Here is a 15008-nt window from a genome sequence, read left to right as displayed (position 1 = left end):
CGAGATCGCTCAGCCGCGGCATCCGCAGGTCAGGTGCTTACTTGCCGCCCCAGCAGATGCTGGAGGCTTCGGCGGTGTCGATCGATTCGACGCCATCGACCGGCTGGTCGGTGACGAGCTTGACGCCGGTGTTGAAGAAGTCGAGCCCCTCGGAGACCTCGGGCTTCTTGTCGTCCTTGACCAGCTCGACGATCGCCTTCACGCCGAGCTCGGCCATCGCGACCGGGTACTGCTGGCTGGTGGCGTCGATGATGCCTTCTTCGACCTGGCCGACGCCGGCGCAACCGCCGTCGATCGAGACGATGATCACGTCGTCCTTGGTCTTGCCCGCAGCCTCGAGCGCCTGGTAGGCGCCGTATGCTGCCGGCTCGTTGATCGTGTAGACGACGTTGATGTCGGCGTTCTTGGCGAGGAGGTTCTCCATCGCGGTGCGTCCGCCGTCCTCGGCGCCCTGAGACGCCTCGCTGCCGACGATCGTGTATTCGCCCCCCTTGCCTCCGGCGTACGAGCCGCTCGGCTTCTCGTCGCCGTTGACCTCATCGTCGCCGAGCTCGATGCCGAGACCGTCGAGGAAGCCCTGGTCGCGGTTGTAGTCGACGCTGACGGCCTTGTCGTCGAACAGGTCGATGAGCCCGATGACGGCTTCGGTGCCGTCGAGCTTCTGGGCGGTCCACTGGCCGATGTACTGGCCGGCGAGGTAGTTGTCGGTCGCGTAGGTGATGTCGACGGCATCGGCGGGGTCCGGCACGGTGTCCAGTGCGATGACGAAGATGCCGGCGTCGCGGGCCTTCTCGATCGCGTCGAGCACGGCGGGGCCGTTCGGGGTGATCAGGATGCCCTTGTCGCCCTTGGAGATCGCCGCCTCGATGGCCTGGATCTGGGTGTCCTCGTCGCCGTCCTCTTTGCCGGCGGCGAGGGTCAGCGTGACGCCGTCCTTTTCTGCGGCGGCCTTGGCGCCGTCCTGCATCGCGATGAAGAACGGGTTGGAGTTGGTCTTCACGATCAGCGAGACGCCGATCGTGTCGCCGGCGGGCTGGTCGCCGGATCCGGCGTTGGTGCCGCCCGCGCAGCCGGTCAGCGTGAGCGCGAGCGCTGCGGAGGTGGAAACGGCAGCCAGAAGAACGCGGCTGCGTCGGGTGATGTTCTTCATTGAATTCCTCTCGGCGGTCGTCGCCTGGTTGACAACGATGTCAAAGGTAGTTCTAGTCGAAGGTTGAACTAGAGTCAAGGTGACTTTCGAGGAATGAGATCTAACCGTGACATCGATGTCGGCGCCCATCCCGCCGCGTGGCCGAGCCACGATGAAAGACGTAGCCGCGCTGGCGGGCGCGGGAGTGAAGACCGTCTCCCGGGTGATCAACAACGAGCCGAACGTCACGCCGGCGATGGCCGAGCGGGTGTGGGATGCCGTGCGCGAACTCGACTACCAGGTCGATCTGCAGGCAGGCAGCCTGCGCCGCGCCGACGGTCGCACCCGCACTCTCGGACTGCTCGTCGGCAGCGTGGACAACCCGTTCGCCGGTGTCATCCATCGGACCGTCGAGGATGCTGCGGCCGAACGCGGTGTCGCGGTCTTCGCCGCGAGCATGGATGACGATGCCCGGCGGGAATCGGATGCCGTGCGGACATTCCTGCAGCGCCGCGTCGACGGACTGATCCTGACGACGGCGGTCAGTCACCCCGAGTACCTGGGACTGATCCGTGATCGCGGGGTGCCGGTCGTGTACGTGGACCGCGAGCCGGAGGAATCCGACCTCGACACCGTCGCCAGCGCCAACCGGGAGGGCGCGGAGATCGGCACGGCCCACCTCATCGCGCACGGGCACCGTCGTATCGCGCTGCTCACGGATCGCCTAGAACTCGTCACCGCGAGCCAGCGCCGCGACGGCTACCTCGACGCGCTCGCCGCAGCCGGAATCCCCGTCGCCGAGGACATCATCGTCACCGAGCTGGCGGATGCCGAGGCGGCAGCGACGGCGCTCGCCGTACTGCTTGCGCAGCCGGACCCGCCCACGGCGGTCTTCAGTGCGCAGAACATCATCACGATCGGCGCGCTCCATGCGCTTCGGGGCGCCGGGCTCTCGCAATCGGTCGCTCTCGTCGGGTTCGACGATCTTCCGCTCGCCGACCTCGTCGAGCCGGGTGTCACCGTCGTCGCCCAGGATCCGAACCGGATCGGGATGCTCGCGGCGGAGCGGATCTTCGCTCGCCTCGAGGGCGACGACAGCGCCCCGAACCGGATGCGAGTGCCGACCACCCTCATCCCGCGCGGCACCGGCGAGATCGCGCCCTACGAGCGATCGCTGCCCTGACGCCCGTGTGAACTGACACGGTTGCGCTTTCGTGCGGAGAGCGCATATGCTCTCGCGTTGATGGTTGACATCGATGTCAACCATCGGATCCTCCCCGACGACGCAGTAGGACCGCACAAAGGAGCGCGCATGGTGCCCGAAGCAATCCGCACACGACCGATCAGATCCCGCCGGCCGGCCCAGATCATCCTCGGCGGTGCGATCAGCGCAGCGCTGATGCTGAGCTGCACGATCCCGGCGATGGCTGTCGAGGTGACGCCCGGCGACGAGCAGTATCGTCCGCTGGCGCACTTCACGCCGGAGAAGAACTGGATGAACGACCCGAACGGCATGGTCTATGCGGGCGGCAAATACCATCTGTTCTTCCAGCACAATCCCGCAGGGAACACGTGGGGGAACATGAGCTGGGGTCATGCGACATCGACCGATCTGCTGCACTGGGAGGAGCAGCCGCTGGCGATTCCGCAGACCTTCAACGACGCCGGTCAGTCGATCGAGGACATCTTCTCCGGCTCCATCGTGGTCGATGAGAACAACACGGCCGGATTCGGGCCTGACGGCTCCAGCCCACTCGTGGCGATCTACACCTCCGCTTACACACCGCAGCATCCCGAGCATCCGGGAATCCAGGCGCAGTCACTCGCCTACAGCCTCGACGAGGGCCAGACCTGGGTGAAGCACGACGGAAACCCGGTTCTCAACCGCGACTCGGGCAACTTCCGCGACCCGAAGGTGTTCTGGTACGACGGGCCCGCCGGTGCGTACTGGGTGATGACCGCGGTCGAGGCGACAGACCACAAGGTGGTCCTGTACAAGAGCACCGACCTCAAGTCCTGGGAGCATCTCTCCGACTTCGGCCCGGCCAATTCGACCGGCGGCATCTGGGAATGCCCAGACCTCTTCGAGCTCCCTGTCGACGGCGACCCCGGCAACACCAAATGGGTCATGGTCGTCAACCTCAACCCGGGCGCCGTCAACGGCGGAAGCGGCGGGCAGTATTTCGTCGGCGAGTTCGACGGGGTGGCCTTCACCTCGGAGTCCACCGACGGGCAGGCCGCACCGCCGGCGGGCACCACCTTCGCGGGGTTCGACAACGGCGACTACGAGGGGTGGACGGTGTCCAACGAGCCGGGGAACTGGGCGGGCGGGCCCTGGGGCACCGTACCGGCCGCCGGTGCGCTCGAGGGGCAGAGCCCGGTCACCGGCTTCGTCGGGTCGGGTCTGGTGAACAGCTTCCTCGACCGCGACTGGGCCATCGGCCAGCTGGAGTCGCCGGCGTTCACGATCGATGACGAGTACATCAACTTCCTCGTCGGCGGCGGAAAGCATCCGCACGTCCCCGGTGGTCAGCTGGAGAACAACCCTCCCGCCGGCCGGACGGTCTTCGATTTCGAGCTCCCGGACGGCGAGACGCTCGCCGGTGCCGGTTGGGAGATCACCGGTGACTTCGCCACGGATCCCGGACGGAATCCGTCGACGAGCGGCGGCGACTACTACCTCGGCGCCAAGCGGGTGAACACCTGGGAGGGCGGACCGAACGGTGACGACAACGTCGGCACGTTGACCTCGCCGGAGTTCACCATCGACGGCGACTACGTCTCGTTCCTGATCGGCGGAGGGCGACGAGACGATGGCACCCTTCAGGCCGAGCTCGTCGTCGACGGTCAGGTGGTCCAGACGCAGAGTGGGCGCAACGACGGGGCGCTGGACTGGGCGTCCTGGGATGTCTCTGCATACGACGGCCAGCAGGCGCGGATTCAGATCCGCGACGAGGCGACCGGCGGGTGGGGCCATCTCACCTTCGATCACGTCGTGGTCGGCGACGAGCCGGCGCAGGTGCGCTCCGACGAGACCAGTGTGAACCTCATGGTCGACGGGCAGGTGGTGCGTACGGCCACCGGATCGAACAGCGAGAACCTCGACTGGACGTCATGGAACGTCGACGAGTTCCACGGACAGGAGGCGACGATCCGCGTCGTCGACAACAACCGCGCTGGATGGGGGCACGTACTGTTCGACCAGGTGATGTTCTCGGATGCTCCGGCCACAACGGCGCTGGAAGGATACGACTGGCTCGACTGGGGTCGTGACTACTACGCCGCAGTCTCGTACTTCGGAACCCCGTCGGGTTCGAAGATCATGCAGGGGTGGATGAACAACTGGGACTACGCCAACGACATTCCCACGTCGCCGTGGCGCAGCTCGATGTCGCTGCCTCGTGAGGTCACGCTCGTCAGTACGCCGGACGGCCCTCGACTGAAGCAGGAGGTCGTCGCGCAGATCGACGGCCAGCTCGACACCGCGGCGTCAGAGTCGCTCACCGATGTCGCGGTGAACGGCGAGACCACGCTGGGATTGTCGGGCGATGTCGCGAAGGTCGACGTCGTGCTGCGCCCCGGCGATGCGACGAAGGCCGGCATCACCGTCTTCTCGAACGGTTCGACAGGGACCAGGATCGGCTACGACAGCGAGCTCAAGCGCGTCTTCCTCGACCGGACCAACTCCGGCAACGTCGGTTTCCATCCGTCGTTCCCGTCTGTCGAGGATGCCCCCCTCGTGCTCGAGGAGGACGGCACGATCACCCTCGAGCTCTACCTCGATCGTGCGTCGGTCGAGCTGTTCACGAAGGACGGGCAACTGACGATCACCGATCAGGTCTTCCCTGAGGCGGGCGCGGACACGATCTCGGCGTGGTCCGAAGGTGGCGAGGCGACGATCGAGAGCATCACGGTCACCCCACTGGTGCCGACGATGTGGAAGGTACCCGCGCCGGCCGTCGAGGTCAGCGCGGAGCCGGTTCGTGCGGGCGGCGTCATCACGGTCTCCGGCACAGGCTTCGATCCGTCCGAGAAGGTGACGATCGAGTTGCGTTCCGACCGGAGCAAGGCCAAATCCGCGACGGCCGACGAGGACGGCGCCTTCAGCCGCACGGTACCGGTGACGGGTAACACCGCGCCGGGCGAGTACACGCTCGCCGTGGTCCGGGCCGACGGCACCGAGGTGACGGTGCAGGTGACCGTCATCCCCCGGGGTCGGGGCTGAGATCGGCTGCAGATCCACGCGTTTCGTCTCGCTTCGCTCGCTCAACGACCGGATACAACGCTCCGGTCGTTGAGCGAGGAGCGCCAGCGACGAGACGAAACGCGTTCTCCGACCGCAGGGTCAGCGCTTGTCGTCGTCCCAGGGGCCTTCCCACCAGTTGCCGGATCGGCCGTCGTCGTCGTCGCGGCGGCGGCGCGAACGCACGAGCTGCACGATGAACACCGAAAGCGCCGATGCGCTGATGGCGATCATCACGATGAAGAAGACGTCGCGTTCGGTCACGGTCGCTTCCCCTCTGCGGCATCCGCCACGATCTTCGCGATGCGGCTGCTCCGGGTCTCGGGGCGCTTCGCCGTCGCGATGAGTGTGAGGCCGAGCTTCTTCACCGATTTCGGGAACGCGTCCCACGCGGCACGGGCGGCGGGGACGGCATCGAGCGCGGCGGCGAACTCGGCCGGTTCGATGCCTGCCTCAGGTCCGTCGAGCACCTCCCAGGCGCCGTTCGCCTTCGCGACCTCGATCGCCCGGATGCCGGCCGGCGCGAGCAACCCCGCGGACTCCAGCTCCGCGAGCCGCGCTTTGTTGGTCGCGGCCCAGCCGCTCGACGCGCGGCGCGGGGAGAACCACTGCCCGACGGTCTCGTCGTCGAAGGTGCGGACGGGGCCGTCGATCCATCCGAAGCACAGCGCCTGACGCACCGCGTCCTCGTAACCGACGCCGACCGCGCTGTTGCCTCGCACGCTCAGCAGCCACACTCCGGCAGCGCGCGCGTGGTTCTCGTCGAGCCAGGAGCGCCAGGTGTCGGCATCCGCGGCCCTGACCCTTTCGCCTTCGTCAAGAACACCCATGCGTCACTTCTTCGTCTTGACGGTCGTGATCGTCTCGGTGATGCGCGGAAGCAGGTCGGCAACCGACTGCACGATCTCGTCCGGGCGGAACGGGTACTTCTGGATCTCGGCGTCGTCGCTGATGCCGGTGAGGACGAGCACCGTGTGCAGGCCCGCCTCGATGCCGGCGACGACGTCGGTGTCCATGCGGTCGCCGATCATGCCGGTGCGCTTCGAGTGCGCGCCGATCTTGTTCAGTGCCGAGCGGAACATCATCGGGTTCGGCTTGCCGACGACGTACGGTTCCTTGCCGGTCGCCTTCGTGATGAGGGCGGCGATCGCCCCGGTAGCCGGAAGGGGTCCGTCGGCGCTCGGGCCGGTGGCGTCGGGGTTCGTGACGATGAAACGCGCGCCGCCGAGGATCAGGCGGATCGCCTTGGTGATCGCCTCGAACGAGTAGTTGCGTGTCTCGCCGACCACGACGAAGTCCGGATCGGTCTCGGTCATGATATAACCGGCGTCGTGCAGGGCCGTGAGGATGCCGGCCTCGCCGATCACGAAGGCGGACCCGCCAGGCAGCTGCGAGTGCAGGAAGTCGGCCGTGGCCAGCGCGGAGGTCCAGATGCGATCCTCCGGCACGTGCAGGCCGCTCGTGCGGAGACGGGCCGAGAGGTCGCGCGCGGTGAAGATCGAGTTGTTGGTGAGCACGAGGTAGGGGATGCCCGCGCTCTCCCAGCCGGCGAGGAGCTCGGATGCGCCGGGAATGGCGACGTTCTCATGGACGAGCACGCCGTCCATGTCGGTGAGCCAGCATTCGATGTCATCACGTTGTGCCATGCGCACAGCCTAGAGCGCGCGGGTTACGGGCGTGCGTCGAGTGGTCGATTGTGCACGTCGACCGCGCTGCGGGGTCAGAAGTGCGCCGGAATCTCGCTGTGCAGATGCGAAATCGACCTCGCGGTGGCGAGGGGAGTCCGATCGTGACTCAGGTGCTGAGCCAGACCGAGCGCGCGGCGCCGTCGACGTCGATCTCGTTGCCGTCGACAGCGATGCCGCCGGCCACGACCTCGATCTCGGCACCGACGGTGACTCCCGCCGCTTCCAGCGCGCGCAGCAGCGCCGGGTCGCGATCGTCGACACGGAGCACGCGGCCGCTGTGCCCCGGCGCGGCATCGGCGAGCAGCACGAAGAGCTCGCGTTCGACGTTGCCGTCGGCATCCGGGATCGCATCCCCGTGCGGGTCGAATCGCGGACGGCCCAGACGCGTGTCGATGCCTTCCAGCAACCGGTCGCTGATGGTGTGCTCGAGCACCTCGGCCTCGTCATGCACCTCGTCCCAGGCGTAGCCGAACTCGCGCACCAGCCAGGTCTCGATGAGTCGGTGCCGCCGCAGCATCGCGAGGGCGCGCCGGGTTCCGGCATCCGTCAACCGCACCGCCCCGTACGGCACATGTGAGACGAGCCCTGCGGCGGCGAGCTTCTTCACCATCTCGGTGACGCTCGACGGTGCGATGCCGAGTTTCGCCGCCAGGACAGACGGGGTGATCGGCGCATCCTGCCATTCGGTGTGCGCGTACACCGTCTTCAGGTAGTCGTCGGCTGCGGGGGATTCCACGATTGGGGCCTGCGTCTCAGGAGCCGGCGGACATCAGGATGCCGAAGGCGACCTGACCTGCGAAGAACACCACGGCGAAGCCGAGGAGGGCGGCGAGGAGCGACAGGCGGCCGTCGAAGTCCGGGACCTCGGCGATGCCCGCCTTGCGCGCGCGGAACGCGAGGACCAGCGTCGCGATGCCGAGGGCGAGTTGCACCCAGGGGCCCCCGAAGGCCAGCGCCTTCGGGAACGCGATGAGCAGACCACCGATCACGCCGGTCGCGAGCCCGGCCCACGTGAGGATCCGGACGGAGCGGCGTGCGGTTTCTGCAGACATGATGTCGAGCCTAATCGCCTGTCACGCCCGGATCAGCCCAGCCGGAGCACCCGCTCGGCAGGTTCGCGTGCTACAAGAGAGGTGACCGCACGAGGGGGAGGCCGACATGCCGGTGAAGCGAGCGAGTGCGACCTGGTGGGTGCTCCTGCTGCTGGCGGTGCTGTGCGTGTTCCCGGTGGCGACGGCCGCGATCTCCCAGGCCGGGGATGCCGGTGCGGATGTCGTGGACTCCTGCCGCGACAGCAGCGATACGCACGACCGTGAAGTCAGCAGCGCAGAGATCACGGCGATGCCCGCAGGACGCCACTGCGAGTGGAGGAGCGGGGTCGAGACGCAGACCGGCTGGCCGGTGACCGTCGCCGCGCTGATCGGATCCGCGATCTGCCTCATCGTCACCGCGTTCGCACTGCGTCAAGGCGGGTGGGGGAGAAGGGTCATGTCTCTCCTGCCGCTCATCGCGATCGGCGCGATCTGGTTCGTGATCTGGTCGAGCACGCTCTTCGTGATCGTCGACTGACCTGGCGCCGCGCTTCTGCCGGATAGCCTGGCGGGATGGATGAGCAGACGCCCGAGCGCACCACCCACGGCGTCGGCCCCTGGCCCGGCGGACCTTCGGAATGGCCGGACGGCGAGCAGTACGACCCGGAGATGCTCGCCAACGGCGACACCCGCAACGTCATCGACCGGTATCGGTACTGGCGGATGGAGGCGATCGTCGCCGACCTCGACACGAAGCGGCATCCGTTCCACGTCGCGATCGAGAACTGGCAGCACGACATGAACATCGGCTCGATCGTGCGCAGTGCGAACGCGTTCCTCGCCGACACCGTGCACATCATCGGCCGCCGTCGCTGGAACAAGCGCGGCGCGATGGTCACCGACCGCTATCAGCACGTCGTGCACCACGAGGACATCGCGACGTTCGCCGCGTGGGCCGCCGCCGAGGGTCTTCCGGTCATCGCCGTCGACAACGTCGACGGCGCCGTGCCCGTCGATCGCGCGGACCTGCCGCAGAGCTGCGTGCTGCTGTTCGGGCAGGAGGGGCCGGGGTTGTCCGAAGAGGCGCTCGCCGCGGCATCCGGGCACATCGAGATCACCCAGTACGGTTCCACCCGCTCGATCAACGCGAGCGCTGCGGCGGCCGTGATCATGTACGAGTGGTGCCGCCGCTACGCCGATGGAGTTCACCCGAACGGGTGATCCGCGTCTCGAGGCCGCGTGAGAGCATGAGCAGGATGCACGCGGAATCGGATGCTGCGCGGTCGACGCGCGGGTGGCGCGCCTGGCTGCGCGTCGATGTCCTCGTGGCGCTCGTGGGTCTGGTCGTACTGCTGCCGGCGAGCATCGCCGTCCTCACCCAGCCGGAGACGCGCCCCGACGTCCCGATGACAGCGCTGGCGATCGGACTCTTCTCCGGCCTGCACCTCCTGTCCCTGCTGGCCGTTCGATACCCGCTCGCCGCACTCGCGGGGGCGAGCGCGATCATGAGCGCACTCGCCCTGGTGCCGGGGCTGCGCGACGTCTCCGGTGCACTGTTCCCGTCGAGTTTCGTCTACCTGCTCGTCCTCGGTCAGGTCGCTCTCCAGTGCCGTCCGCTCATCGGGCTGCTCGGACTCGGGAGCGGTGTGTTCGGGGCGGCGCTGATCGCCTCCACCGAGCTGGAGTTCCACGATGGCCCGCGCTTCGGTGCGTTCATCGGCCTGACCGGTGCCGTCAGCGCCGCGTGGGCGGTCGGGCGGCTGCTCCGGCTGCGCCGGACGCAATCGGAAGAGCGGATGCAGGCGGGTGTCGAGCGCGCGATCGCCGACGAGCGGATGCGGATCAACCGCGATCTGCACGACATCGTCGCCCACTCGATGACTGTGATGATCGCCCAGGCCGAAGTGGCACGAGCGTTGATCGACGACGATCCGATTCGCAGCGAACGTGCGCTGGGAATCGTGGTGGACACCGGGCGGGACGCTCTGCGCGGCATGAGATCCGTTGTCGCGGTCGATGGCGACGCACCGCTGCGGCCGCTGCCGACCGTCGACTCTCTCTCCGAGTTGGTCGAGGCGGTGCGCCGGCCGGGCAGCGAGGTCGACTTCGTCGAGGTCGGCGACCGCGCGCCTCTCAGCCCTGGGGCCGCGCTGGCGCTCCATCACGCTGTGCGCGAGGCGCTCACCAATGCGGTGCGGCACACGGAGCCGCCTGTGCGCATCGACGTGCGGCTGGCGTGGTCGCCCACAGGGGTGCGGGCGACGGTGACCGATGACGGAGGAGCGGGGCCCGCGCGCGGCGACCTCGGCGGTGAGCTCGGAACCGGAACCGGGCTGATCGGCGTCGCCGAACGCGTGCGCCAGGCCGGCGGCGCACTGGCGACCGAGGAACTCGCCCCGCGGGGCTGGATCGCGCGGATCGACCTGCCCGTTTCACTGCAGAAGGGGGAATCATGAGCATCCGCGTCCTGCTCGTCGACGACCAGGAGCTGTTCCGCGATGCGGTCGCCGTGATGCTCGCGCGCGACGAGCGGATCGCCGAGGTCGCCACGGTCGGATCCGGCGAGGAGGCCATCGAGCACGTCCGCGCGCACACCGTGGACGTGGTGCTGATGGACATCCGGATGCCGGGGATCGACGGAATCGCCGCGACCCGTGAAGTGCTGCGCATCCGCCCCGGTCTTCGGGTTCTGGTGCTGACGACGTTCGACCTGGACGAATACGTGTACGCCGCGATCCGGGAAGGAGCCAGCGGCTTTCTCACCAAGGATGCGAGCGCCGCCGAGCTCGCGGATGCCGCGGTCGCGGTCGCCGCCGGCGAGCAGGTGCTGTCGCCGCGCGCGACGGCTGCGGTGATCGGCTTCGTCCGCGGCGGGAGCCCGAAGGCCGACCCCGACGTCGCTCTGGCGGGGCTCAGCGCGCGCGAGCAGGACGTCGCGCTCGCGCTCGCGACCGGAGCGTCGAACGAGGAGATCGCGAGGTCCCTGTTCCTCTCGGTCAACACCGTGAAGACCCATGTGAAGGCCGTGCTCGCCCGGCTCGGGGTGCCCGACCGGGTGCATGTCGTGATCTGGGCGTATGAGAACGGCGTGCTGCGACCGAGGGCCTGAACTCGGTTCAGAAGGCGCGAATGGCTCGATCTCGGGCCGAAATGCAGCCTTTTGCGCTCTGTGAAGGCTCACCCGCGCGGGTGAGCAGGTCGACCCGCACGGGGGATGGCGGCGCTCAAGCCGGTTCCTAGCGTGGAAGCATGTCAGATCGGTCTCGTGTTCTCGTCCTTCTCGCGACAGTCGCGGCAGCATCCGCGGTCGCCGTGCTCTCGCTGCTGCGGATGCTCATCCCCACGTTCTTCAGCACCCTCCCCGTCAGCCTGCTGGGCCGTCTCGGCAGCGGGGTCGAATTCGCCGTCGCGCTCAGTGGAGCGCTCGGCGCTGTCGTCGTGGCGGTCGTCGCTCTGGCCACCCGACGCTCCGCCGACAGGCGAGTGCGCGTTCGAGGTGTGCGCGTCGTAGCCCTTCTGGTCGCCGCCCTCCTGGCGGCGACCACCCCGGGAGGCGTGATCCCCGCCGCCGGATACTCCTTCATGCTCGCCGTGCTCATCGGGATCACCGCGTTCGTCACCCTGACCGTGCTGCGCAGGCCATGGCTCGGCCTCGTGCCCGCCGCCGTGCTCGTCGGTCTGGGCGCCTACGCCGTTCTCCACCTCGAAGCAGCCGTGCTGCTGCCGAAGATCGTGGTCTCGTTCGGGTCGGTGCTGCCTCTGGCCTCGATCGCGCTCGCTCACGTCATCGCGGCGGCAGGGCTCGTGGTCTGGGCCATCACCGCGGCCGCGACCCCCGGTGCGTTCGCACGTGGTGTGCTGCGGCACCGGGTGGCGATCACCGTCGTGGCCGCGGCCTGCGCGCTGCCGTACGCGGTGGCGCGGGCCTCATGGCTGACGCCGTGGCCGCTGCTCGGCGGCGGTGCCGAGGTACTCGCCGCCGAGCCGGCGACGCGGCTCACCGGGCTTCTGCTCGGCTTGGCGATGCTCACCGGGGGCGTGCTCACCCTTGGCCTGATCCTGCCGTGGGGTGAGCGTTTTCCTCGGTTCCTCGCGGGTATCGGTGGCCGCGCGGTGCCTGTGGGGCTCGCGGTGATCCCCGCGACCATGGTGAGCGTGCTGTTCACGGCGGCCGGGATCGAGTTCGCCATCGAGGGGGTGGGGCCCGCCACCGGCGAGACTCTGCTGCTCTTGGCCACGTTCCCGTTCTGGCTGTGGGGCCCGCTGCTCGGACTGTCCGCCTGGGGCTACGTCATGCATCGCCGGGTGGTCGACGTCTTCGAATCCCCTCGACAGGCCGAGGCGGCGAGCGTAGCGTGAGTGCCGATCAAGGAGGCCGTCATGGCAGATCTCACCCCCATCCGTCCGTATCTCTGGTTCGAGACCAACGCGCAGGAGGCGATGGAGTACTACGTCTCCGTCTTCCCGAACTCCTCCATCGACCAGGTCGTCACCTATCCGGATGAAGCGCTCAGTGAGCACTTCGAGGGGATGAGTGGCAAGGTCATCAACGGTGAGTTCACGCTCAACGGAGCGCCGTTCGGCTGCATCGACGGCGGACCTGCGTTCACCTTCAACGAGGCGGTCTCCTTCGTGATCACGTGCGCGGACCAGGCCGAGATCGACTACTACTGGAGCGCGCTCTCGGCCGTTCCGGAGTCGGAGGCGTGCGGCTGGTGCAAGGACCGGTTCGGTGTCAGCTGGCAGGTGATCCCGCACGATCTCGGCCGGCTCATGGAACGCCCGGAGCAGACGCAGGCCCTGATGCAGATGAAGAAGATCGTGATCGCTGAACTCGAGAACGCCTGAGTCAGCCGCCCGCGGTCACCCAGCGGCCGGAGCGCACCCGCCAGCCAAGCGTCGCGAGGCGTGCCAGCAGATAGACGCCGAAGAATGCCACGGACAGCCAGATGAGTCCGACGCTGCCGGCGACCTCGGTCGCGGCGATGATCCACAGCGCGGGCAGGAACGGCACCAGATTCAAGCCGCCCGCGATCGCGAGATAGCGGGCGTCGTTCGCCCCCATCAGCACCCCGTCGAGAACGAACACGACACCCGCGATCGGTTGGGCGACGGCCAGTACGAGAAGCGCCGGCTGGACGAGAGCGGCGATCTCCGCATCTCCGGTGAAGACGATGCCGAGCACCCCGGACAGCGCCGCGATCAGCGCGCCGACGATGACGCCGAACCATGCGCCCCAGGCCACGGTTCGTCGCAGCACGCGGTGCACCTGCCGCTCGTCGCCGGCGCCGAGCTCCTTGCCGATGAGGGCCTGAGCAGCGATCGCGAGAGCATCCAGCGCGAACGCCGCCGCCGAGAAGATCGTGAAGACGATCTGCCATCCGGCGAGTTCCGTGGTGCCGATTCCGGTGGCGATGCCCACAGTGACGAGGAGCGCGACGCGCAGACTGACGGTGCGCAGGAACAGCCAGCCGCCGGAGCGCGCCGAGCTGCGGATGCCGCCGCCATTCGCCCGCATCGAGGCCTTGTGCTTCGTGGCGAGGCGCCGGATCACGATGACGTAGGCGGCGACCATTCCCCACTGTGCCGCCACGGTGCCGAACGCGGAACCGGCGATGCCCCACCCGAAGCCGTAAATGAACAGGACGTTCAGCACGGCGTTCGCGCCGAAGCCGAGGCCCGCGATCCACAGGGGTGTCACGGTGTCCTGCATGCCGCGCAGCAGGCCGGTGGCGGCGAAGACGATGAGCATCGCGGGCAGGCCCCACATCGACACCACCAGGTAGGCGTTCGCCTGGGCGGCGACCGCGTCGCTCGCCCCGAAGAGCGAGACCAGCCAGGGTGACGACACCGCGCCGACGATCGCCAGCACGGCGCCGAGGCCGAGCGCCAGCCACATCCCGTCGATGCCCGCCGAGACGGCATCCCCGGGCTTTCCGGCTCCGAAGCGCCGCGCGACGGCCGGCGTGGTCGAGTATGCGAGGAAGACCATCAGGCCGACGATCGTCTGCAGCACGGCGCCGGCGATGCCGAGGCCGGCGAGCGGGGTCGTGCCGAGGTGACCGACCAGAGCCGCGTCGACGATGAGGAAGGCCGGTTCGGCGACCAGAGCGCCGAGCGCGGGGACGGCGAGGCGCAGGATCTCTCGATTCAGGGAGGAGCGCGTGGTCACCCGACGAGCCTAGGGGCTGGCGGAGACACCGCCGTCGCGGACGACACGGACGGATGCCGGACCCGTCGTCGTATTCTGAAGGGACACCGGACGCAGCCGGAGGTGCCCGTGTCAGATGCCATGAACAATGCCGCCCGTTACCGCGCGCAGCGACAGGCCGGCGAGGATCCCACGTCGGAAGCCGAGGAAGAGCAGACGGCGTCCATGACGCTGAACGCCGAGAACAAGGCGGCCTTCATCGAGACGGCGATCCAGCTCGCGATCCGCCGAGGCGAGTTCGATGATCTCCCCGGCGCGGGCAAGCCGCTCGAGGGGCTCGGTACGCACCACGACCCGGACTGGTGGATCCGCCGCAAGATCGAGCGGGAGAATCTCACCGGTCTCGGCCCGCCGGCGATCCTGCTCCGCACCGAGGACCGCGAGTTGAACGATCAGCTCGACCTGCTCGGCCGTGAGTCCGACGTACGTGAAGTCCTGGAGGATTTCAACCGCCGGGTGATCGAGGCGCGGCGGCAGCTCCAAGGTGGACCGCCGGTCGTCACATCGCCTCGTGATGTGGAAGCCGAAGTCGTTTCGTGGGCCGCGCGTCGAGCGGCCAGACGTGCATCCGTCCCGGAACCCGTCCCGTCCGCTCCTCGCCGCCGCTTCGGCATCCGTCGCCGTCGCTGACTGTTTCGAGCGCGGGTGCGTCGCTCGGTGAAATGCGCTTCCCTCGGCCAGATTCTCGGAATTCGGCCGAGCGAAG

16 protein-coding genes are annotated in these 15008 nt (G+C 68.3%); 9 read left to right on the top strand and 7 right to left on the bottom strand.

Annotated elements, in window-relative coordinates; all coding sequences use genetic code 11:
• Positions 1-37: 37 nt before the first annotated feature.
• On the bottom strand, positions 38-1150 hold the full coding sequence (locus MRBLWH12_RS12695; RefSeq protein ID WP_363549432.1) for a substrate-binding domain-containing protein: 1113 nt from the start codon (positions 1148-1150) through the stop codon (positions 38-40).
• Positions 1151-1265: 115 nt separating this feature from the next.
• Between MRBLWH12_RS12695 and MRBLWH12_RS12690 the strand changes: the two genes are divergently transcribed.
• On the top strand, positions 1266-2312 hold the full coding sequence (locus tag MRBLWH12_RS12690) for a LacI family DNA-binding transcriptional regulator (RefSeq protein WP_363549429.1): 1047 nt from the start codon (positions 1266-1268) through the stop codon (positions 2310-2312).
• Positions 2313-2528: 216 nt separating this feature from the next.
• Positions 2529-5354, top strand: coding sequence for a GH32 C-terminal domain-containing protein (locus MRBLWH12_RS12685; RefSeq protein ID WP_363551364.1), 2826 nt, complete (start codon positions 2529-2531; stop codon positions 5352-5354).
• A gap of 120 nt (positions 5355-5474) precedes the next feature.
• On the opposite strand, the gene MRBLWH12_RS12680 is transcribed toward MRBLWH12_RS12685, so the two are convergent.
• The 5 genes from MRBLWH12_RS12680 to MRBLWH12_RS12660 all read right to left on the bottom strand — a co-directional run bounded on the left by MRBLWH12_RS12680 (position 5475) and on the right by MRBLWH12_RS12660 (position 8112).
• Positions 5475-5636, bottom strand: a complete 162-nt coding sequence (locus MRBLWH12_RS12680) for a hypothetical protein (RefSeq protein WP_341977141.1) — start codon at positions 5634-5636, stop codon at positions 5475-5477.
• Positions 5633-6202, bottom strand: coding sequence for a YdeI/OmpD-associated family protein (locus MRBLWH12_RS12675; RefSeq protein ID WP_341977143.1), 570 nt, complete (start codon positions 6200-6202; stop codon positions 5633-5635). The genes MRBLWH12_RS12680 and MRBLWH12_RS12675 overlap by 4 nt, the downstream gene beginning before the upstream one ends.
• A gap of 3 nt (positions 6203-6205) precedes the next feature.
• On the bottom strand, positions 6206-7018 hold the full coding sequence (locus MRBLWH12_RS12670; protein ID WP_341977145.1) for an HAD-IIA family hydrolase: 813 nt from the start codon (positions 7016-7018) through the stop codon (positions 6206-6208).
• Positions 7019-7166: 148 nt separating this feature from the next.
• Positions 7167-7796: a metal-dependent transcriptional regulator gene (locus MRBLWH12_RS12665; RefSeq protein ID WP_363549424.1), complete on the bottom strand. Its 630-nt coding sequence runs from the start codon at positions 7794-7796 to the stop codon at positions 7167-7169.
• A 16-nt stretch (positions 7797-7812) separates the two neighbouring features.
• Positions 7813-8112, bottom strand: coding sequence for a hypothetical protein (locus MRBLWH12_RS12660; protein WP_363549422.1), 300 nt, complete (start codon positions 8110-8112; stop codon positions 7813-7815).
• 106 nt (positions 8113-8218) lie between these two features.
• Here MRBLWH12_RS12660 and MRBLWH12_RS12655 point away from each other — a divergent pair, with 106 nt between their 5' ends.
• The 6 genes from MRBLWH12_RS12655 (at position 8219) to MRBLWH12_RS12630 (ending at position 12939) form a co-directional block, all read left to right on the top strand.
• Positions 8219-8629 (top strand): hypothetical protein, encoded by a 411-nt coding sequence (locus MRBLWH12_RS12655; RefSeq protein ID WP_363549419.1) that lies wholly within the window; start codon positions 8219-8221, stop codon positions 8627-8629.
• Between the two features lie 35 nt (positions 8630-8664).
• Entirely contained in the window at positions 8665-9312 is a 648-nt protein-coding gene (locus MRBLWH12_RS12650) for a TrmH family RNA methyltransferase (RefSeq protein WP_363549417.1), read from the top strand.
• Between the two features lie 35 nt (positions 9313-9347).
• Complete coding sequence (locus tag MRBLWH12_RS12645) at positions 9348-10547, top strand: sensor histidine kinase (RefSeq protein WP_363549414.1); 1200 nt, start codon at positions 9348-9350, stop codon at positions 10545-10547.
• Positions 10544-11200, top strand: a complete 657-nt coding sequence (locus MRBLWH12_RS12640) for a response regulator transcription factor (RefSeq protein WP_363549411.1) — start codon at positions 10544-10546, stop codon at positions 11198-11200. Before MRBLWH12_RS12645 ends, MRBLWH12_RS12640 begins: the two co-directional genes overlap by 4 nt.
• Positions 11201-11340: 140 nt before the next feature.
• The gene (locus MRBLWH12_RS12635; protein ID WP_363549409.1) at positions 11341-12450 is read left to right on the top strand and encodes a hypothetical protein; all 1110 of its coding nucleotides are present in this window, start codon (positions 11341-11343) and stop codon (positions 12448-12450) included.
• 21 nt (positions 12451-12471) lie between these two features.
• On the top strand, positions 12472-12939 hold the full coding sequence (locus MRBLWH12_RS12630) for a VOC family protein (RefSeq protein WP_363549407.1): 468 nt from the start codon (positions 12472-12474) through the stop codon (positions 12937-12939).
• A gap of 1 nt (position 12940) precedes the next feature.
• Here MRBLWH12_RS12630 and MRBLWH12_RS12625 read toward each other — a convergent pair whose 3' ends face one another.
• Complete coding sequence (locus tag MRBLWH12_RS12625) at positions 12941-14263, bottom strand: MATE family efflux transporter (RefSeq protein ID WP_363549405.1); 1323 nt, start codon at positions 14261-14263, stop codon at positions 12941-12943.
• 120 nt (positions 14264-14383) lie between these two features.
• Here MRBLWH12_RS12625 and MRBLWH12_RS12620 point away from each other — a divergent pair, with 120 nt between their 5' ends.
• The gene (locus tag MRBLWH12_RS12620; RefSeq protein WP_363551363.1) at positions 14384-14932 is read left to right on the top strand and encodes a DUF1992 domain-containing protein; all 549 of its coding nucleotides are present in this window, start codon (positions 14384-14386) and stop codon (positions 14930-14932) included.
• The last annotated feature ends 76 nt before the right edge of the window (positions 14933-15008 follow it).

This window comes from Microbacterium sp. LWH12-1.2 (assembly GCF_040675825.1).
Taxonomy (GTDB): domain Bacteria; phylum Actinomycetota; class Actinomycetes; order Actinomycetales; family Microbacteriaceae; genus Microbacterium.
This window is presented reverse-complemented; position numbering and strand designations above follow the sequence as displayed.